The organism is Glycocaulis abyssi (assembly GCF_041429775.1).
Lineage (GTDB): Bacteria > Pseudomonadota > Alphaproteobacteria > Caulobacterales > Maricaulaceae > Glycocaulis > Glycocaulis abyssi.
The window spans coordinates 2,024,862-2,040,034 of sequence record NZ_CP163421.1 but is presented as its reverse complement, the minus strand read 5'-3'; the positions used below and the strand labels follow the sequence as shown (position 1 = coordinate 2,040,034).

Annotated in this window: 12 protein-coding genes; 10 read left to right on the top strand and 2 right to left on the bottom strand. The window is 65.3% G+C overall.

Annotated elements, in window-relative coordinates:
- Window positions 1–90: 90 nt before the first annotated feature.
- The 4 genes from kynB to AB6B38_RS09820 all read left to right on the top strand — a co-directional run bounded on the left by kynB (window position 91) and on the right by AB6B38_RS09820 (window position 3,885).
- Complete coding sequence (gene kynB / locus AB6B38_RS09835; RefSeq protein ID WP_371392675.1) at window positions 91–735, top strand: arylformamidase; 645 nt, start codon at window positions 91–93, stop codon at window positions 733–735.
- Window positions 735–1,940 carry an aminotransferase class V-fold PLP-dependent enzyme gene (locus tag AB6B38_RS09830; protein WP_371392674.1) on the top strand — a complete coding sequence of 402 codons (1,206 nt, stop codon included), beginning with the start codon at window positions 735–737 and terminating at the stop codon, window positions 1,938–1,940. The genes kynB and AB6B38_RS09830 overlap by 1 nt, the downstream gene beginning before the upstream one ends.
- 86 nt (window positions 1,941–2,026) lie before the next feature.
- Window positions 2,027–3,106 carry an SMP-30/gluconolactonase/LRE family protein gene (locus AB6B38_RS09825; protein WP_371392673.1) on the top strand — a complete coding sequence of 360 codons (1,080 nt, stop codon included), beginning with the start codon at window positions 2,027–2,029 and terminating at the stop codon, window positions 3,104–3,106.
- Window positions 3,103–3,885: an SDR family NAD(P)-dependent oxidoreductase gene (locus AB6B38_RS09820; protein ID WP_371392672.1), complete on the top strand. Its 783-nt coding sequence runs from the start codon at window positions 3,103–3,105 to the stop codon at window positions 3,883–3,885. Before AB6B38_RS09825 ends, AB6B38_RS09820 begins: the two co-directional genes overlap by 4 nt.
- A 111-nt stretch (window positions 3,886–3,996) precedes the next feature.
- Here the strand turns inward: AB6B38_RS09820 and AB6B38_RS09815 are convergent, their stop codons facing one another.
- Both AB6B38_RS09815 and AB6B38_RS09810 read right to left on the bottom strand, forming a co-directional pair.
- Window positions 3,997–4,317, bottom strand: a complete 321-nt coding sequence (locus tag AB6B38_RS09815) for a 2Fe-2S iron-sulfur cluster-binding protein (protein ID WP_371392671.1) — start codon at window positions 4,315–4,317, stop codon at window positions 3,997–3,999.
- Between the two features lie 42 nt (window positions 4,318–4,359).
- Window positions 4,360–5,694 (bottom strand): NAD(P)/FAD-dependent oxidoreductase, encoded by a 1,335-nt coding sequence (locus tag AB6B38_RS09810; RefSeq protein ID WP_371392670.1) that lies wholly within the window; start codon window positions 5,692–5,694, stop codon window positions 4,360–4,362.
- Here AB6B38_RS09810 and tsaE point away from each other — a divergent pair.
- From tsaE to trxA, 6 genes are all read left to right on the top strand, one after another.
- The gene (tsaE, locus tag AB6B38_RS09805) at window positions 5,672–6,166 is read left to right on the top strand and encodes a tRNA (adenosine(37)-N6)-threonylcarbamoyltransferase complex ATPase subunit type 1 TsaE (RefSeq protein ID WP_371392669.1); all 495 of its coding nucleotides are present in this window, start codon (window positions 5,672–5,674) and stop codon (window positions 6,164–6,166) included. The two genes, AB6B38_RS09810 and tsaE, sit on opposite strands and share 23 nt — an antisense overlap.
- Complete coding sequence (locus AB6B38_RS09800) at window positions 6,147–7,244, top strand: aminoglycoside phosphotransferase family protein (RefSeq protein WP_371392668.1); 1,098 nt, start codon at window positions 6,147–6,149, stop codon at window positions 7,242–7,244. The genes tsaE and AB6B38_RS09800 overlap by 20 nt, the downstream gene beginning before the upstream one ends.
- The gene (locus AB6B38_RS09795; RefSeq protein WP_371392667.1) at window positions 7,241–7,963 is read left to right on the top strand and encodes a nucleotidyltransferase family protein; all 723 of its coding nucleotides are present in this window, start codon (window positions 7,241–7,243) and stop codon (window positions 7,961–7,963) included. The genes AB6B38_RS09800 and AB6B38_RS09795 overlap by 4 nt, the downstream gene beginning before the upstream one ends.
- Window positions 7,960–11,043, top strand: a complete 3,084-nt coding sequence (addB, locus tag AB6B38_RS09790) for a double-strand break repair protein AddB (RefSeq protein ID WP_371392666.1) — start codon at window positions 7,960–7,962, stop codon at window positions 11,041–11,043. The genes AB6B38_RS09795 and addB overlap by 4 nt, the downstream gene beginning before the upstream one ends.
- A complete protein-coding gene (gene addA / locus AB6B38_RS09785) occupies window positions 11,040–14,720 on the top strand; it encodes a double-strand break repair helicase AddA (protein WP_371392665.1) in 3,681 nt (1,226 codons plus the stop codon). Before addB ends, addA begins: the two co-directional genes overlap by 4 nt.
- Window positions 14,721–14,795: 75 nt before the next feature.
- On the top strand, window positions 14,796–15,116 hold the full coding sequence (gene trxA, locus AB6B38_RS09780; RefSeq protein WP_371392664.1) for a thioredoxin TrxA: 321 nt from the start codon (window positions 14,796–14,798) through the stop codon (window positions 15,114–15,116).
- The last annotated feature ends 57 nt before the right edge of the window (window positions 15,117–15,173 follow it).

The following is a 15,173-nucleotide window of genomic DNA, read 5'->3' as shown; positions in this document are numbered from 1 at the left end:
AGTTCAAATAGTTTCCCCCCTCCGTCAGCTTCGCTGACACCTCCCCCGTAAACGGGGGAGGAAACACGGAACCACAGGGCGCGTGAGACCATGACCCGCATCATCGACATCTCTCCTGTCATCCACCCCGGCCTGCCGGTCTGGCCGGGTGATACGCCGGTTGATTTCCAGCGCACCTGGGACATGGGTGAGGGCTCGCCGGTCAATGTCTCCAAGCTGACCCTCTCAACCCATACCGGTGCGCATGCGGACGCCCCGCTGCATTACGATGCGAAGGGCCAGGACGCCGCCGCGATGGCACTTGATGTGTTCATCGGGCCTTGCGTGGTCATCCATTGCCTTGATGCTGGCGAGCGAGTGAGCGCAGAGGCACTGGCCGCACGGCTGGAGGCGGTCTGCGGTGATGATGTGCCTGCGCGCGTGCTGATCCGCACCTGCCACGTGGCGGCTCAAGATGCGTGGGACAGTGATTTCACCGCTATGGCACCGGAAGCCATCGATCTCCTCCATGCGCGCGGCGTGCGTCTGATCGGTATTGATACGCCTTCAGTCGATCCTGAAACCTCAAAGACCATGGACGCGCACAAGCGCGTGGCTGCGCACGATATGCGCATTCTTGAGGGGCTGGTGCTGGATGATGTGGCCGAAGGCCGCTACGAGCTGATAGCCCTGCCGCTGAAGCTCGCCGGGCTGGATGCTGCGCCGGTGCGGGCGGTCTTGAGGGAATTGAACTGATGCAATTTGATGATGCGCGCGCGCTGGACCGCGATGACCCGTTTGCCGATACGGCCAGGCTGTTCGATCTGCCGCAGGGCGTGATCTATCTGGATGGCAATTCGCTGGGCCCGCCGCCGCGTCCGGCGCTCGATGCGCTGGCAAAAGCGGCGCAAATGGAATGGGGCCATGACCTCATCGCCTCGTGGAACAGCGCTGACTGGATGGGACTGCCGCTTCGCACCGGCGCGCGCATTGCCCGCCTGATTGGCGTCGATCAGACAAGCGTGATCGCGGGCGATTCCGTCTCGGTCAATCTCTTCAAGCTCGCCGCCGGCCTTGTCATGGGCGGGGCGCGCGGCGTGGCGGTGGAGCGCGGGGATTTTCCGACCGATGGTTATGTGATGGAAGGGCTGGCGCGTCTCTCCGGCACGCCTTTCACCCTGATCGAGCCGGGCGCGGGCGTTGCGGGCCTGCCGGACGGGTATGATGTGCTGGTCAGGAGCGCGGTGCACTACAAGACAGCCGCCAAGGTCGATGTCGCGGCGGAGGAGCGCGAGGCTGCCCGCCTCGGCAAGACGATCATCTGGGATCTGTCTCACGCGGCGGGGCTTGTCGGCTTGCAGCTGGAGCGCGATGGCGCGAAATACGCCGTGGGTTGCGGCTATAAATATCTCAATGGTGGCCCTGGCGCGCCCGCCTTCGTCTATTGCCACCGCGATGTGGTGGAGAGCTTCGCCCAGCCGCTATCGGGCTGGATGGGCCATGCCACGCCCTTTGCCTTCAGGGATGGCTACAAGCCCGCCACAGGCGTTTCCCGCTTCGGTGCTGGCACACCCGCCATCCTCTCCATGAGCGCGCTCCACGGGGCGCTGAGCGCCTTTGAGGGCCTGGATATGGCCAAGGTGGAGGCCAAGGCCCGCGCGCTGGGCGATACCTTCCTGGCGGCCATCGCGCCGCTCGGCCTTGAGACGATCTCGCCGCCCTCGGCGCAGCGGGCAGGACATGTCAGCCTGGTCCATGAAGACGGCTATGCGGTTGTGCAGGCGATGATCGCTGAAGGCGTGATCGGCGATTTCCGCGAGCCGGACGTGATGCGCTTCGGCTTCGCGCCGCTTTACCTTACCCACGCGCAGGTCTTCCGCGCCGGGCAGATCATGGTGGATATTGTCCAGTCTGGGCGCTTTTCCGAGCCGCGTTTTGGCAAGCGCAACGCGGTGACCTGAGGCGAACCGGCATGGCTCAGCCCTTGCCAAGCTTGGGCCTTCAAGGGAAGCTGACGGGATAAGTTTGGGCGCTTAAGGGGGCGATGATGGCGTGGATTATCCGGCTGGTGGCGGTTCTGTTCGGCCTGTTCGGGCTTGCCATATTGCTTCTGTTCGGGCCGGGCTCGCTTGATGCGCGCTATTTCAATCCTGTGCCGCCAGACCCGGAGCTTGAGGCGCTGTTTGCCAGCCCTGTCGAGCCTGTCCTGACCGAGGAGGGCCTGTACGGGGCAGAAGATCTTGAGCCGGGTCCGGACGGGCGGCTCTATACCGGGCTGGCTGATGGCCGGATCATGGCACGCTCAGCAGAAGGCGGCTGGGAGGAAGTGGCCCATACGGGCGGGCGTCCGCTGGGTCTCGCTTTTTCGCCTGACGGGGTGTTGCACGTGGCCGATGCGCTGGCCGGCCTGATCCGCCTTGATGATGGCGAGTGGACGGTTATCGATGAACCCGGCGCGTTTCCCGCGCTCGTCTTCACCGATGATCTGACCATTCTCGAAGATGGCACCATCATCCTCACCGACGCGTCTGGCCGCTATGGCTATGGCGAATACATGGAGAGCTTCTGGGAGGGTGAGCGTACGGCGCGCATCCTGGCCTACACGCCCGATGGCACGCGCCGCGTGCTGGCCGATGATCTGGCCTTTGCCAATGGCGTCGCGCACGATCCGCAATCAGGTGATGTGTTCATCAATGAAACCTGGGCCGCCCAGGTGCATGTGCTTGATCCTGTTACGGGAAATCTGCGCATCCTGATCGATGGCCTGCCCGGCTATCCGGACAATATTCACTGGGATGAGGAGGAGCAGCTGCTCTGGATCGCCATGCCGTCCCTGCGCAGCGAGCTGATGGAGTTCTTCCATCCGCGACCCCTGCTCAAACGGCTGATGCGCCGCTTTGCCGACGTGTTTGGCGAGCCGGAACTGCCCGCCCGCCCGGTCATGGGGCTGGCCGTGAACCGTCTGGGCGAGCCGGTGCGTGTGCTCTACGGGCCGACGCGCGAGGGCGAGCTGGGCGCGACCACCGTGGTGCCCTGGCAGGGGCAGATATGGACGGGCGGCCTCGACCGGCCGACGGTCGACGCCTTCCCTGTGCCGCCCCGCCTGGATGAGACATCAGCTGAATGACACGTATCCTCATTACCGGTGGGTCCAGCGGTATCGGGCTGGCGCTGACACGGCGCGCGCTCGCACGCGGCTGGAACGTATCGTGGATCAGCCTCGATCCGGCTGAGATCAGCGCTGCGCAGGACGCGCTGAAAGCTGATTATCCGGATGCGGACATTGATGCGCTGTGCGTGGACCTGACCGAAGCCGATGCCATCGACAGGATCACCCAATGGGTGAAGAAGACGGCCGCGCCGGACATTCTGGTCAATAATGCCGGGATCGGCTTTTTCGGTGCATCAGCGCAGCTCGACCCGGCGCGCGAGCAGGCAATGATTGCACTCAATATCTCCGCCCTGCACGCCATGACGCGCGCCTTCATTCCTCTGATGGAGAAGAAGGGCGGGACCATCGCCAATATCGCCTCCAACTCCGCTTTCCAGCCCGTGCCCTTCATGGCAGTCTATGCGGCGACCAAGGCATTTGTGCGCCATTACTCGCTGGCGCTGGACCGCGAGCTGACAGAGGCCGGGTCCAATGTCCGGGTCATGACGGTCTGCCCGGCAGCGGTAAAGGACACACCCTTCAAGGGTGCTGCCGGCATGGACGGGCTTCGTACCTTCGACAGCTTCACCTCCACCACAGCCGACGAGGTGGCGCGCGACGTCATGCGCGGGCTGGACGGACGCAAGCGCTTTGTGGTGTCCGGCGCGAAAATGCGCGCGGTCTACATACTCACCAAGCTCGCCCCGGCAGGGCTGGTGCAGGCCATTGTGAGGCGTGAGGTGGAGCGGGTCTAAACAGGTTGAAACCCCGGCCGCAGCGTAGCGCAGAGCCGGGGCCTCTCTCCGCTCATCCTGCATCAGGTCCCGGGTCTCGCGCCGCTCGCCCGGAATTTCAGGGGGTAAAGTCTAGCCCTGCTGTTCAGGCAGGCGCACGACGAGGCCGTCCAGCGCGTCGCTGACCTTGATCTGGCAGGAGAGGCGCGAGCTTGCTTCCACGTCGGAGGCGAAATCCAGCATGGACTGCTCCATGGAGGAGCGCTCGCCGGTCTTGTCTTCCCACTTTTCATCCACATAGACATGGCAGGTCGCGCACGCGCACGCCCCGCCGCAATCGGCATCGATGCCGGGCACCATGTTGCGGATGGCGGTTTCCATCACGGTCAGCCCGTTGACGGCCTCGACAGTGTGCTCGGTGCCGTCATGCTCGATGAAGGTGATTTTCGTCATGTCATGTCCTGGAAGTGTTCGATTGCGTGTCTGCAGCGTTATCTAGGCGAGAAGGTCGCGCATCGCCACATCTAGATTGCGCAAGGCGTCGGCATCGACCGGCTTGCCGCTACGGATCAGTTTTTGCGCTGCCATGTATTCGGGCGCTGAATTGATGGCCTCGCACGCAATGATGCGGCCCTCTTTCAGGTGGAAGACGGCAAAATTACCCATTTCCGGATCGCCGCGCCGCACGATGGAATCGGCCCCGTCGATCAGGCCCGCGATCTGCAGTTTCAGCTCGTACTGGTCTGACCAGAACCACGGCACAGGGTCATAGCGTACATCCTCGCCTGTAATGGCGGCGGCCACCGCCTTGCCCTGTTCAATGGCGTTCTGCACCGATTCCAGCCGGATCGAGCGGCCATAAAGGGCTGAATGGAAGCGGGCCACATCACCGCAGGCATAGATGAACCGGTCACTCGTCCGGCAGGCGGTATCGACCAGAATGCCATTCTCGCAGTCCAGCCCCGCCGCCTCGGCCAGCCCCGTATTGAGCGCCAGGCCAGCGGCCAGCAACACGCTGTCAGCGGCGATTTCCTCGCCATCGCCCAGCACGACGCCGCCAGCGCGCCCGTTCTTTTCAAGGATGGAAGCAACCGGCGTGCTGACGCGCAGATCAACGCCATAGCCGCGATGGATGGCGCCAAACCAGCCGCCCAGAATGGGGCTGGCCGTGCGAGCCATGGGCCGTTCGGCCGCTTCCAGCACCGTCACCTTCAGGCCGCGCTTGCGCGCCGATGCCGCCACTTCCAGCCCGATATAGCCTGCACCGATAACGGCCAGCGATTTGGCGTCATTCAGCGCGGCGGACAGATGGTCGGCCTCACCCAGATTGCGCAGCAATTGCACGCCCGGCAGGTTCGCGCCCGGAATTGGCGGAATGCGCGCCTCGCCGCCCGTGGCGATGACGCAATGCTCAAAGCCGATGCGCTGGCCATCGGCCAGCACGGCTTCGCGCGAATCGCGGTCAATCGCGGTGATACTGGCATTCGTCAGGCAGGTAATGTCTGACGCCGGATAGAAGGCTTCAGGTTTCAGCCACAGGCGCTCCACCGGCATCTCGCCTGACAGATAGGCCTTGGACAGGGGCGGGCGCTGATAGGGCAGGTGCGGCTCTGCCCCGATCAGGGTCACCGGGCCGTCATACTTGCGCCGGCGTAGTTCCGCCGCGCAGGACAGGCCCGCCTGACTCGCTCCGATGATGACCGTTCCCGCCTTCGTGCTCATGCCTGCTTTCTTGGCCGGTTTGCGGCGGGCCTGCAAGGGGAAGGGGCTGCCTGCGCTGGCCTGACGGCTCTTGTGGCGGGCGTGAATGCGCGCCTTACTGCGCGCCATGAGCGAGATTGCGATTCATCTGGACAGTATTGAGGCGACGCAGCGGCTTGGCGCGTCGCTGGCCCGGCTGGCCGTGCCCGGCGATGTCATCCTGCTGACTGGCGCTCTGGGCGCGGGAAAGACCACACTGGCGCGCGCTTTTGTCGGCGAAATTGCGGGCGTGGAGGAGGTGCCAAGCCCGACCTACACGCTGGTGCAGGCTTATGTGTCGCGCGCCGGGTTTGATGTGCTCCACGCTGATCTTTACCGCGTGGAGGATCCGTCAGAGCTGATCGAGCTGGGGCTGGAGGACGGGGCGCAAACGGGCGTCCTCATCATCGAATGGCCGGACCGGCTGGATGATGCTTTGAGCGATAACCGGCTGGAGATCACACTGGATTTTGACGGCGTTGACGGGCAAGAGCACAGGCGGATAGCGCGCCTCGCCGCGCATGGCAGCTGGGGGGAGCGCCTTGCCCGTATCAGTGTCTGAGGATGTCCGCGCTGCCGAGCGCGCCGCATTTCTGGATAGTGCAGGCTGGGGTGATGCGGCTGTCACCGTCTTTCCGGGCGACGCCTCTACGCGGCGCTATTTCCGTGCCAGCAAGGGCGGTGAACGCGCCATATTGATGGATGCGCCTGCCGCCGCCGAAACGCCTCTGGCTCCCGACAATGCCAGCCCGCAGGACCGCCATGCGCTCGGCTATAACGCGGTCGCAAGGCTCGCGGGAAACAATGTTGCCGCCTTTGCCGGTATCGCCCAGGCGCTGATTGAACGCGGGTTTTCTGCCCCGCGAATTCTGGCCGCTGATATGGAGCGGGGTCTTCTGCTGATCGAGGATCTTGGCGAGGGGCTTTATGCGCGCGCCATTCCGGCAGGCGCGCATGAGGGTAAGCTTTATGCCAGCGCGGTCGATACGCTGGCGGCGATCTACCGCTCCAGCTTTCCCTCGGTGTTCGAGGCGCAGGGCCGGTCCTGGCGCGTGCACGCCTACGACGAGACGGCACTGCTGGCCGAGACCGGGCTTTATCTCGACTGGTATCTGCCCCGCTTTGCGGCCCGGCCTTCGGACGATTTGCGCGCCGAATGGGAGGGCGTCTGGCAGGCGGCTTTTGCCGGTCTGGAGGCGCATGCGCCAGGGCTGGCGCTGCGCGATTATCATGCCGAAAACCTGATCTGGCTGCCCGATCGTGAGGTGGAAGGGCGCACCGGATTGCTGGACTTCCAGGACGCGCTCTTTGCGCACCCGGCCTATGATCTGGTTTCGCTCATCGAAGACGCGCGCCGGGACGTATCGCCCGATCTGGCCGAGCCCTTGAAGGACCGCTTCTTCAAGGCGGCAAAGCTCAATGACCGGGCGAGCTTTGACGCGGCCTATGCGGTGCTGGGCGCGCAGCGCAACGCGAAAATCCTGGGCATTTTCGTGCGCTTGGCAGAGCGCGATGGCAAGGCGCGCTATCTCGATCTCATCCCCCGCGTGAAAGCCCATTTCGACCATGATCTCGCCCATCCGGCCTTGCGTGATTTGGCCGCGCTGGTGCGCAAGGCGATGCCGGAGATTGCGCGATGAGGCCGTCGCGCGCCATGGTGATGGCCGCAGGGCTGGGCACGCGCATGCGCCCCTTGACCGATGACCGGCCCAAGGCGCTGGTGGAGGTCGGTGGCCGTGCCCTGCTGGACTGGACGCTGGATGCACTGGCGCGGGCGGGCGTCGCCGATGCGGTGGTCAATATCCACCATTTTGCCGACCGCATGCGCACCCATCTGGCCAGCCGGGATGGCGCGCCGCGTATCCATATTTCTGACGAGACAGACCTGCTGCTCGAAACCGGCGGCGGGCTGGTCAAGGCTTCGCCTCTGCTGGGCGGTGATCCGGTGTTTGTCGCCAATATCGATGCCTTCTGGGTCGATAAGGACGGCGCGGAGCTGACCCGGCTGGCAGACGGGTTTGACGCAGGCGCGATGGATTTCCGCCTGCTGCTCGCGCGCCGGGAGAATCTTCTGGGGCTGGAAGGCGCGGGCGATTTCGCCATGAACCCGCAAGGCCGCCTGCAACGTTTTGCGGATGCGCCCGCCGGAGCCGAACCGCTATTTTATGCAGGTGTGCAGGTGATGCATCCGCGCGTGCTGGCGGGCCGCGAGATCGAGCCGTTTTCCACCAACCGGATATGGGATGCGGCGCTGACGCAGGGCCGCGTGACCGGGCAGGTCATGGACGCGTTCTGGATGCATGTCGGCGATCCGCAAACGCACCGCGAGGTCGAGAATCGGTTACGCTCGCGGGCATGAGCGCCCCGATAATCTTTGATACGCCTGCTCCGCGCGTTTTCACGCTGTCTCCGGCGGCTGATTTCCTGCTGTCACTGGCGCGCACGCTCTCTGAGGCTTTCCCCGAACCCGAAGCGCTGGCGGGTGTCACCGTGTTGCTGCCGACGCGCCGGGCGGGCCGGGCGCTCGGTGAGGCGTTCAGCGCCATACAGGCGCAAAAAGGTATTCCGGCGGCGATATTGCCGCTGATCCGCCCACTGGGCGATGTGGACGCAGACGAACCACCCTTCGAGCCGGGCGAGTTCGCCACGCTCGCCCTGCCTGCCATCAGCGCGGCGCGGCGGCGCTTTGAACTGGCCAGCCTCATCATCGCCCGCGAGACGGCATCAGGCCGGGAGATGGCCGCCGATGGCGCACTGGTGCTGGCCGATACGCTGGCCGGCCTGCTGGACGAATTTGCCTCTGAAGGCGTTGACGATCTGTCGGGTCTGGACGCGGCTATGCGCGCCGCGCTGCCGCAAGGGCGGCAGGAAGCGGCGATGTTCCTGGACATCGTGCTGGAGGCATGGCCCCGGCATCTGGCTGCGTTGGGGCTGGTGGATCCGGCCCGCCGCCGCTCCGGGCTTCTGAACGCGCTCGCCGCGCGCTGGCGTGAGGTGCCGCCCGATGGCCCGGTAATCGCGGCAGGCTCCACAGGCTCCATTCCGGCGGCGGCTGAATTGCTGGCCACGGTCTGCAGGCTTGAGCAGGGCGCGGTCGTGCTGCCGGGCTTTGCCGGCTTCATGGACGACTCCAGCTGGAACGCGATTGATGACGGCCATCCGCAACGCGCGATGAAATCTCTTATCGAGCGCATCGGTATCAGCCGGCAGGAAGTGCGTGAGTGGCCAATCCGTGAACGGATATACTGGCCCGGCCGGTCCGCCGAGGCGCGGGCGCGGCTTGTAACGGAGGCTTTGCGTCCGGCGGACCAGACCGCCGACTGGCTGTTGCGGCTTGCAGCTTTGGGAAAGGAATGGAAGGGCGATATCGTGAAGGAGGGGCTGCGCGGCCTCTCGGTCATTGAGGCGCGTGATCCGGCCAGCGAGGCGCGGGCGATTGCGCTGGCCTTGCGCCATACACTGACAATACCGGGGCGTACCGCCATGGTCGTCACGCCGGACCGCGCACTGGCGCGGCGTGTCACCACCGAAATGGCGCGCTTTGATGTCCGGCTTGATGACAGTGCGGGCGAAGCCTTGAGCGATACGGCGCCGGGCAGCTTTCTCGTCCGCGTGCTGGAAGCTGCGAGCGATCCCGGCTCCGCGCTGGCCCTGACGGCCTTGTGGGCCTCGCCCCTGTTCACGCTTGGACGGCCGCGGCCCGCCCTGATGGCGGCGCTGACGGCGTTGGAGGCAAAGCGCTTGCGCGGGCGCAGGCCCGGCCAGTCGCTGGGTGATGTGCGTGCACGGATAAAGGATGGCGACCCGGATATATGGCGTGTGCTGATCGATGAGATCGAGCAGGGCCTGACCCCGCTCCTCGCCCTTGAGGGTGAACAGCCTGTGCGCGTGTGGGCAGCTGCTCTGGCGCAGGCCGGCGAAGCGCTGGCGCGCGGTGCGGCGCAGGCGGGGGCAGACCGGCTCTGGGCCGGGGAAGCGGGTGAGCAGGCCGCCGGGCTGATGCGGGAATTTCTGGAGGAGGCGGACGCCCTGCCGGCTCTGTCCTTGCGGGCCTTCTCGCGGATATGGCTGGAAACCGCGCGCGCCCGGCGCGTGCGCCCGCGCTCCGGCACGCATCCAAGACTGGCTCTGCTCGGCCCGCTCGAAGCGCGCCTGCTTCACGCTGATCTGGTAATCCTGGCTGGGCTAAACGAAGGCGTGTGGCCGCAGGCCATGGCCGCCGATCCCTTCCTGTCGCGCGGGATGCGCAAGGCAGCCGGCTTGCCCTCGCCCGAACGCAGGCTGGGCCTTTCCGCCCACGATTTTGCCGAGCTTGCCTCCACCGCAGAGGTGATCCTTACACGCTCCACCATGGCTGATGGTGCGCCCACGGTCGCATCGCGCTGGATGTGGCGATTGCAGACGCTCGCGCGCGGCAAGCTGGGAGCGGACCATGTGGGCGATGCCCTGAAACCGGACCCCGATTATGCGGCGCTTGCCAGCGCGCTGGACGCCCCTGAAAGGGTTCTGTTGCCCGCTCCGGAGCCCTTGCCCACCCCGCCTCTCGCCGACCGGCCCCGCGAAATGCCGGTTACTGGCGCGGAGACATGGGTACGTGATCCGTATGCGGTATATGCAAAACGGATATTGAAGCTGAGAGTGCTTGATCCGCTGGATCAGGAGCCCGGCGGCGCCGAGCGCGGGACGGCGTGGCATGCGGCACTGGAACAATGGACGCGCCAGCTGGGTGACCGGCCCATACTCCCCGAAACCGCGCATGCTGAGCTGGTGGCGCTGGGCGAGGCCGCCCTGCTGGAGGCCGGATTTGCCCAAAGCGATCTGGGAAGCGAGCTGCCCCGCTTTTCCCACGCGGCCAGCTGGGTCGTGGCCTGGGAGGCTGAACGCCGCGTCAATGGCATCGTCCCGGCGGGCCAAGGCGTTGAAGCCGAAGGCCGGATCGATATTCGCGCGCCCGGCGGCCCGTTCCGCCTGACGGCCAGAGCCGACCGGATCGATAGCGGTCCTGACGGATATCACATCCTGGATTTCAAGACCGGGAGAATTCCCAGCGTCAAGGAGGTGCTGGCCGGGTTCTCGCCCCAGCTCACACTGCAGGGCGCGATACTGGCGGGCGGCGGATTTGACGGTATTCCGGCCGGGCCGATCGCCGGCTATGCCTATATCGGCGTCAAAGGCACCAAAAAGCCAGGCGAGGTTCGCGGCATCACCGACCAGCCGCCCAAGGGTGAGCCGGCGCGCAACCCTGAAGAGCTGGCCGACGCGGCGCTGGAGCGGCTGGGGCGCTATATCGCCAAATTCGATGATCCGTCTACGCCCTATCATAGCCAACCGCGGCGCAAATTCGTCAATGAGTATGGCGATTACGACCATCTTGCCCGCCGCAAGGAATGGTCGACGGCGCCGGACAAGGAGAGCGGCAACGGGGAGGATGAGGCATGAGCGCGCCCGGCTTTGACCCCGCCATCGCGGCCCTTGCCTCCGCCGCCCAGCGCGCGGCGGCTGACCCGCGCGCCAGCGTGTTCGTGGAGGCCAATGCGGGCTCGGGCAAGACGCGCGTGCTGGTGGACAGGGTGGCGCGCCTGTTGCTCGAAGGCGTGTCACCGGACCGCATATTGTGCGTGACCTTCACCAAGGCTGCCGCAGGGGAGATGCAGACCCGGCTTTTCCGCAAACTGGGCGACTGGTCGGTGATGGGCGATGAGCAGCTTCAGGCTCAGCTCAAAGACCTGACCGGGGAGGACGCCGATACCGATCCGCGCCGCCTTGCCGAGGCGAGGAAGCTGTTCGCGCGCGCGCTGGAAACGCCGGGCGGGCTGAAAATCCAGACCCTGCACGCCTTCTGTGACAGCCTGTTGCGCCAGTTCCCGCTGGAGGCGGGCCTGCCCCCCGGCTTCTCCACGCAGGAGGATGCACAGAGCGCGCGGGTGCGTCTTGAGGCCGAGCGCGCAGTGTATCTGGACGCGCGCCGGGACCCGGCTGGCCGCCTCGCGCGCGCCATCGAGGAGATTACCGTCCGTGCCGGGCCGACCGGCTTTGAGGCGGTGTTCAAGAAGGCCGCGCACGATCGCCATAGGCTGTCAGACCTGTTCGAGCAGGCGCAAGGCGACGGTCCGCTGATCGCCGCCGCAGCGCGCCTGCTGGGTGTGGAAGCCGGTGAAACACCAGAATCGGTGGTCCGCGAGGCGATGCAGGCCGTTGACGTTAAATCACTCACGCGATGCGCTGAGGCATTGCGAGCCAATCCGCAGTCAAAAGACCAGACACGCGCAGACCGTCTGTATGCTGTTCTCGACGCCCTTTCGGAGAGCAGATTCGAGGCAGCCTACGACGCCTACCGCGACTTCTTTTTCGATTCGAAGCGCAAGATTTACAAGACGTTTTTCAACGACGCGTCGGCTAAAACCTGTTCCGATCTGGAAGCACTCTTCGGGACAGACGAACCTCGCGGGATCGAACTCGTCCGGATGGAGCACGTGTTCGCTAGAGTTACGGCTGCGCGCCTGCACGTGCTTACATCGGCAAGCCTCACCCTCGCGCGGGCCTTCATCACCGAGTATGAGCGCCTGCTGGCCCGCGAGCGGGCGGTGGACTTTGCCGATCTGGTGGTGCGCGCCTCGCGCCTCCTTGGCAGCGCCGATATGGCGGCCTGGGTGCGCTACAAGCTCGATGGCGGGCTGGATCATATCCTTGTTGACGAAGCGCAGGACACCGCGCCGGAACAATGGGATGTCATCGATGCTCTGTCGGCGGAGTTTTTCGCCGGAGAGGGGCGCGAGCGGACGGCTGAGCTGGCCCGCACCGTGTTCTGCGTGGGCGATGAGAAACAGTCCATCTATTCCTTCCAGAACGCTGATCCGGCCCGGTTTATCGAGCAGGGGACCAAGCTTGCTGGGCTCGCCGAAGGCGCGCGGCTGGATTTTGTCCGGCCGGAGCTGAAAACCTCCTTCCGCTCGGCCCCTGAAGTGCTCGGCGCGGTCGATCTCGCCTTTGCTGATATTCGCGAGACGCTGGAGTCGGCACCTGCGCCGGAGGTGAAGTTTCTCGATGACCGGCCGGTGCAACCGGCCCCCAGCAACCACCCCTTCATGGCCTATCGCGGGCATGAGGCGGCACGGCGCGGCACGCCGGGCTGCGTGGAGATCTGGCCGGTCACGCCCAGACTGCCCAAGGGCGAGGAAGACAGCCTTGACGAGGAGGTGGACGGTCCGGTCGACAAGGCCCGCTACAACTCCCCGCGCAACCAGCTCGCCGAAGCGGTGGCGACGGAGATCAAGGGCATTATTGATCGCGGTGATACGGTGTGGGATGAGAAGAAGGGCGGCTGGGAGCGCCGCGCAGCAACGCCGGGCGATATCGTCATACTGGTGCGCCAGCGCAGCGGGCTTTTTTCCGAGATCATCCGTCAACTGAAAATAAAAGATGTGCCGGTGGCGGGCGCGGACCGCATGGTGCTGCCCGAGCAGCTGGTCGTTCAGGACATGCTCTCGCTTGCGCGCTTTGCCCTGCAGCCGGGCGATGATCTGGCGCTGGCTGAAGTGCTCAAGGGTCCGGCCTTCCATCCTCTGGACGCCAAGACACCCCCGATTGATGAGGACGTGCTGTTCCGCCTCGCCCATGGCCGCAAGGGCACGCTGTGGGAGGCGCTTCTGCGCAGCAATGATCCCGCCCTCGCCGATGCCAGGGCAGCATTGACGGCGATGCGCGCCCGCGTCGATACGCTGACCCCTTATGCCTTCTTCGCACGGTTTTTGAGCGAGACGTCTGACACGGGCGAGAGCCGCGCAGCGCGCGTCTATGCCCGCCTGCGAGAGGAGGCGCGCGATCCGCTGGAGGAGTTCCTCTCCCGCGCCATCGCCCATGAGCGCGAAGGCGCGCCCTCGCTCGCCCGTTTCATCGATGCCATCACCCGCTCTGACAGCCAGCTCAAACGCGATCCCGAAGGCGGGCGTGATGAGGTGCGCGTGATGACGGTGCATGCGGCCAAGGGTCTGGAAGCGCCCATCGTCTTCCTGCCGGACACGACCAGCCCGCCTTCCAACCGCTATCCGCAGCTGGAGGATCACGAGGAAAGCGGCCTCCTCTGGTCAGAGAATGATGCGTTCGCGCCGGATATCATCACCGCGCTGCGCGAAGGCTGGAAGAAGGATCAGGAGAACGAGTCCGCCCGCCTGCTCTATGTGGCGATGACGCGTGCGCGCGACCGATTGATCGTGTGCGGCCATGCCTACGGCAATTCCGCTAAGCCGGACAAGAGTTCCTGGTATGCCCGCCTGGCCAATGCCTGGCAGGGCGATGACTGGCGCAGCGTCGGCACGGCGATTGACGAGATTGCCGCCCATTATGAATGGGAAAGCCCCTCTCAGGCCCGGCGCTATGGCGTCGATCCGCAGCCCGAGGAGAAGAAGGCGGACCGGCAGGACAAGCGCGGGGAGAAGCCCGCCTGGCTGCGCGCGCCTGCGCCCACAGAGTCCATCACTGCCCGCGCCATCGCGCCCTCGCGCCTGCTGGCCGGACTGGAGGCGGGCGCTGAGCCTGCGGGCCTGTCGCCGCTGGCCGATGGGGGGCGTGACCGGTTCCGGCGTGGCACGCTCGTGCATAAGCTCTTGCAGATACTGCCCGACATCGCTGCCGGCCGGCGCGGCGAGGCGGCAGAGCATTTTCTCGCCCGCCAGCCTTCGCTTAGCGATGATGAGCGAAACGCCATTGCCCATGAGACGCTCACCCTCATCGATCATCCCCAATTTGCCGCCCTGTTCGGTCCGGGCTCACGCGCCGAGGTGTCCTTAAACGGCACGGCGCCGGGCCTGCCGCCCGGTGTGCGGGTCAATGGTCAGGTCGACCGGCTGCTGGTCACGCCGGAGGCCGTGCTGGTGGTGGACTTCAAGACCAACCGTCCGCCGCCTGCTGACGTCGCCGACGTGGCCCCGGCCTATCTGGCGCAGATGGGTGCCTATAGAGCGCTCCTGCGTGCACTTTATCCGGGCAGGCGGGTCGATTGCGCGCTGGTGTGGACGGACGCAGCCCGCCTTATGGCATTGCCCGATGCAGCGATGGATGCGGCCCTTGAACTGGCCGCGCAGCCCGGCGCGCTTGACCGTAGGGGAGCGGCTTCCTAGGTGTACTGGCAATCAAGGCTGGCTGGCGTGCCGATGTGCGGGCGCTGGCCTTAAACCTTCCAAGGGAGAAAGCCCATGGCGACCAAAGCGGTGTCTGACGATTCCTTCGAAACCGATGTTCTCAAGGCCGGTGGCCCCGTGCTTGTGGACTTCTGGGCAGAATGGTGCGGGCCGTGCAAACAGATTTCGCCTGCGCTCGATCAGATCGCTTCCGAGCACTCCGGCAAGATCACGATTGCCAAGGTGAATATCGATGAAAATCCGATGACGCCGGGCAAGTATGGCGTGCGCGGCATCCCCACCCTGATGATCTTCAATAATGGCGAGCTGGTCTCCACCAAGGTGGGCGCCATGGCCAAGGGCAAGATCGAGGAATGGATCAGCGAGACGATCTAGCGTCTGTTCGCTGTTGGAATTGAAAAACCCCGGACGGAAACGTCCGGGGTTTTTGTT

What these genes read in the sequence shown, in the direction of transcription:
- kynB (WP_371392675.1), top strand. Translation starts at nt 91, where the DNA reads ATGACCCGCATCATCGACATCTCTCCTGTCATCCACCCCGGCCTGCCG.
- AB6B38_RS09830 (WP_371392674.1), top strand. Translation starts at nt 735, where the DNA reads ATGCAATTTGATGATGCGCGCGCGCTGGACCGCGATGACCCGTTTGCC.
- AB6B38_RS09825 (WP_371392673.1), top strand. Translation starts at nt 2,027, where the DNA reads ATGGCGTGGATTATCCGGCTGGTGGCGGTTCTGTTCGGCCTGTTCGGG.
- AB6B38_RS09820 (WP_371392672.1), top strand. Translation starts at nt 3,103, where the DNA reads ATGACACGTATCCTCATTACCGGTGGGTCCAGCGGTATCGGGCTGGCG.
- AB6B38_RS09815 (WP_371392671.1), bottom strand. Translation starts at nt 4,317, where the DNA reads ATGACGAAAATCACCTTCATCGAGCATGACGGCACCGAGCACACTGTC.
- tsaE (WP_371392669.1), top strand. Translation starts at nt 5,672, where the DNA reads ATGCGCGCCTTACTGCGCGCCATGAGCGAGATTGCGATTCATCTGGAC.
- AB6B38_RS09810 (WP_371392670.1), bottom strand. Translation starts at nt 5,694, where the DNA reads ATGGCGCGCAGTAAGGCGCGCATTCACGCCCGCCACAAGAGCCGTCAG.
- AB6B38_RS09795 (WP_371392667.1), top strand. Translation starts at nt 7,241, where the DNA reads ATGAGGCCGTCGCGCGCCATGGTGATGGCCGCAGGGCTGGGCACGCGC.
- addB (WP_371392666.1), top strand. Translation starts at nt 7,960, where the DNA reads ATGAGCGCCCCGATAATCTTTGATACGCCTGCTCCGCGCGTTTTCACG.
- addA (WP_371392665.1), top strand. Translation starts at nt 11,040, where the DNA reads ATGAGCGCGCCCGGCTTTGACCCCGCCATCGCGGCCCTTGCCTCCGCC.
- trxA (WP_371392664.1), top strand. Translation starts at nt 14,796, where the DNA reads ATGGCGACCAAAGCGGTGTCTGACGATTCCTTCGAAACCGATGTTCTC.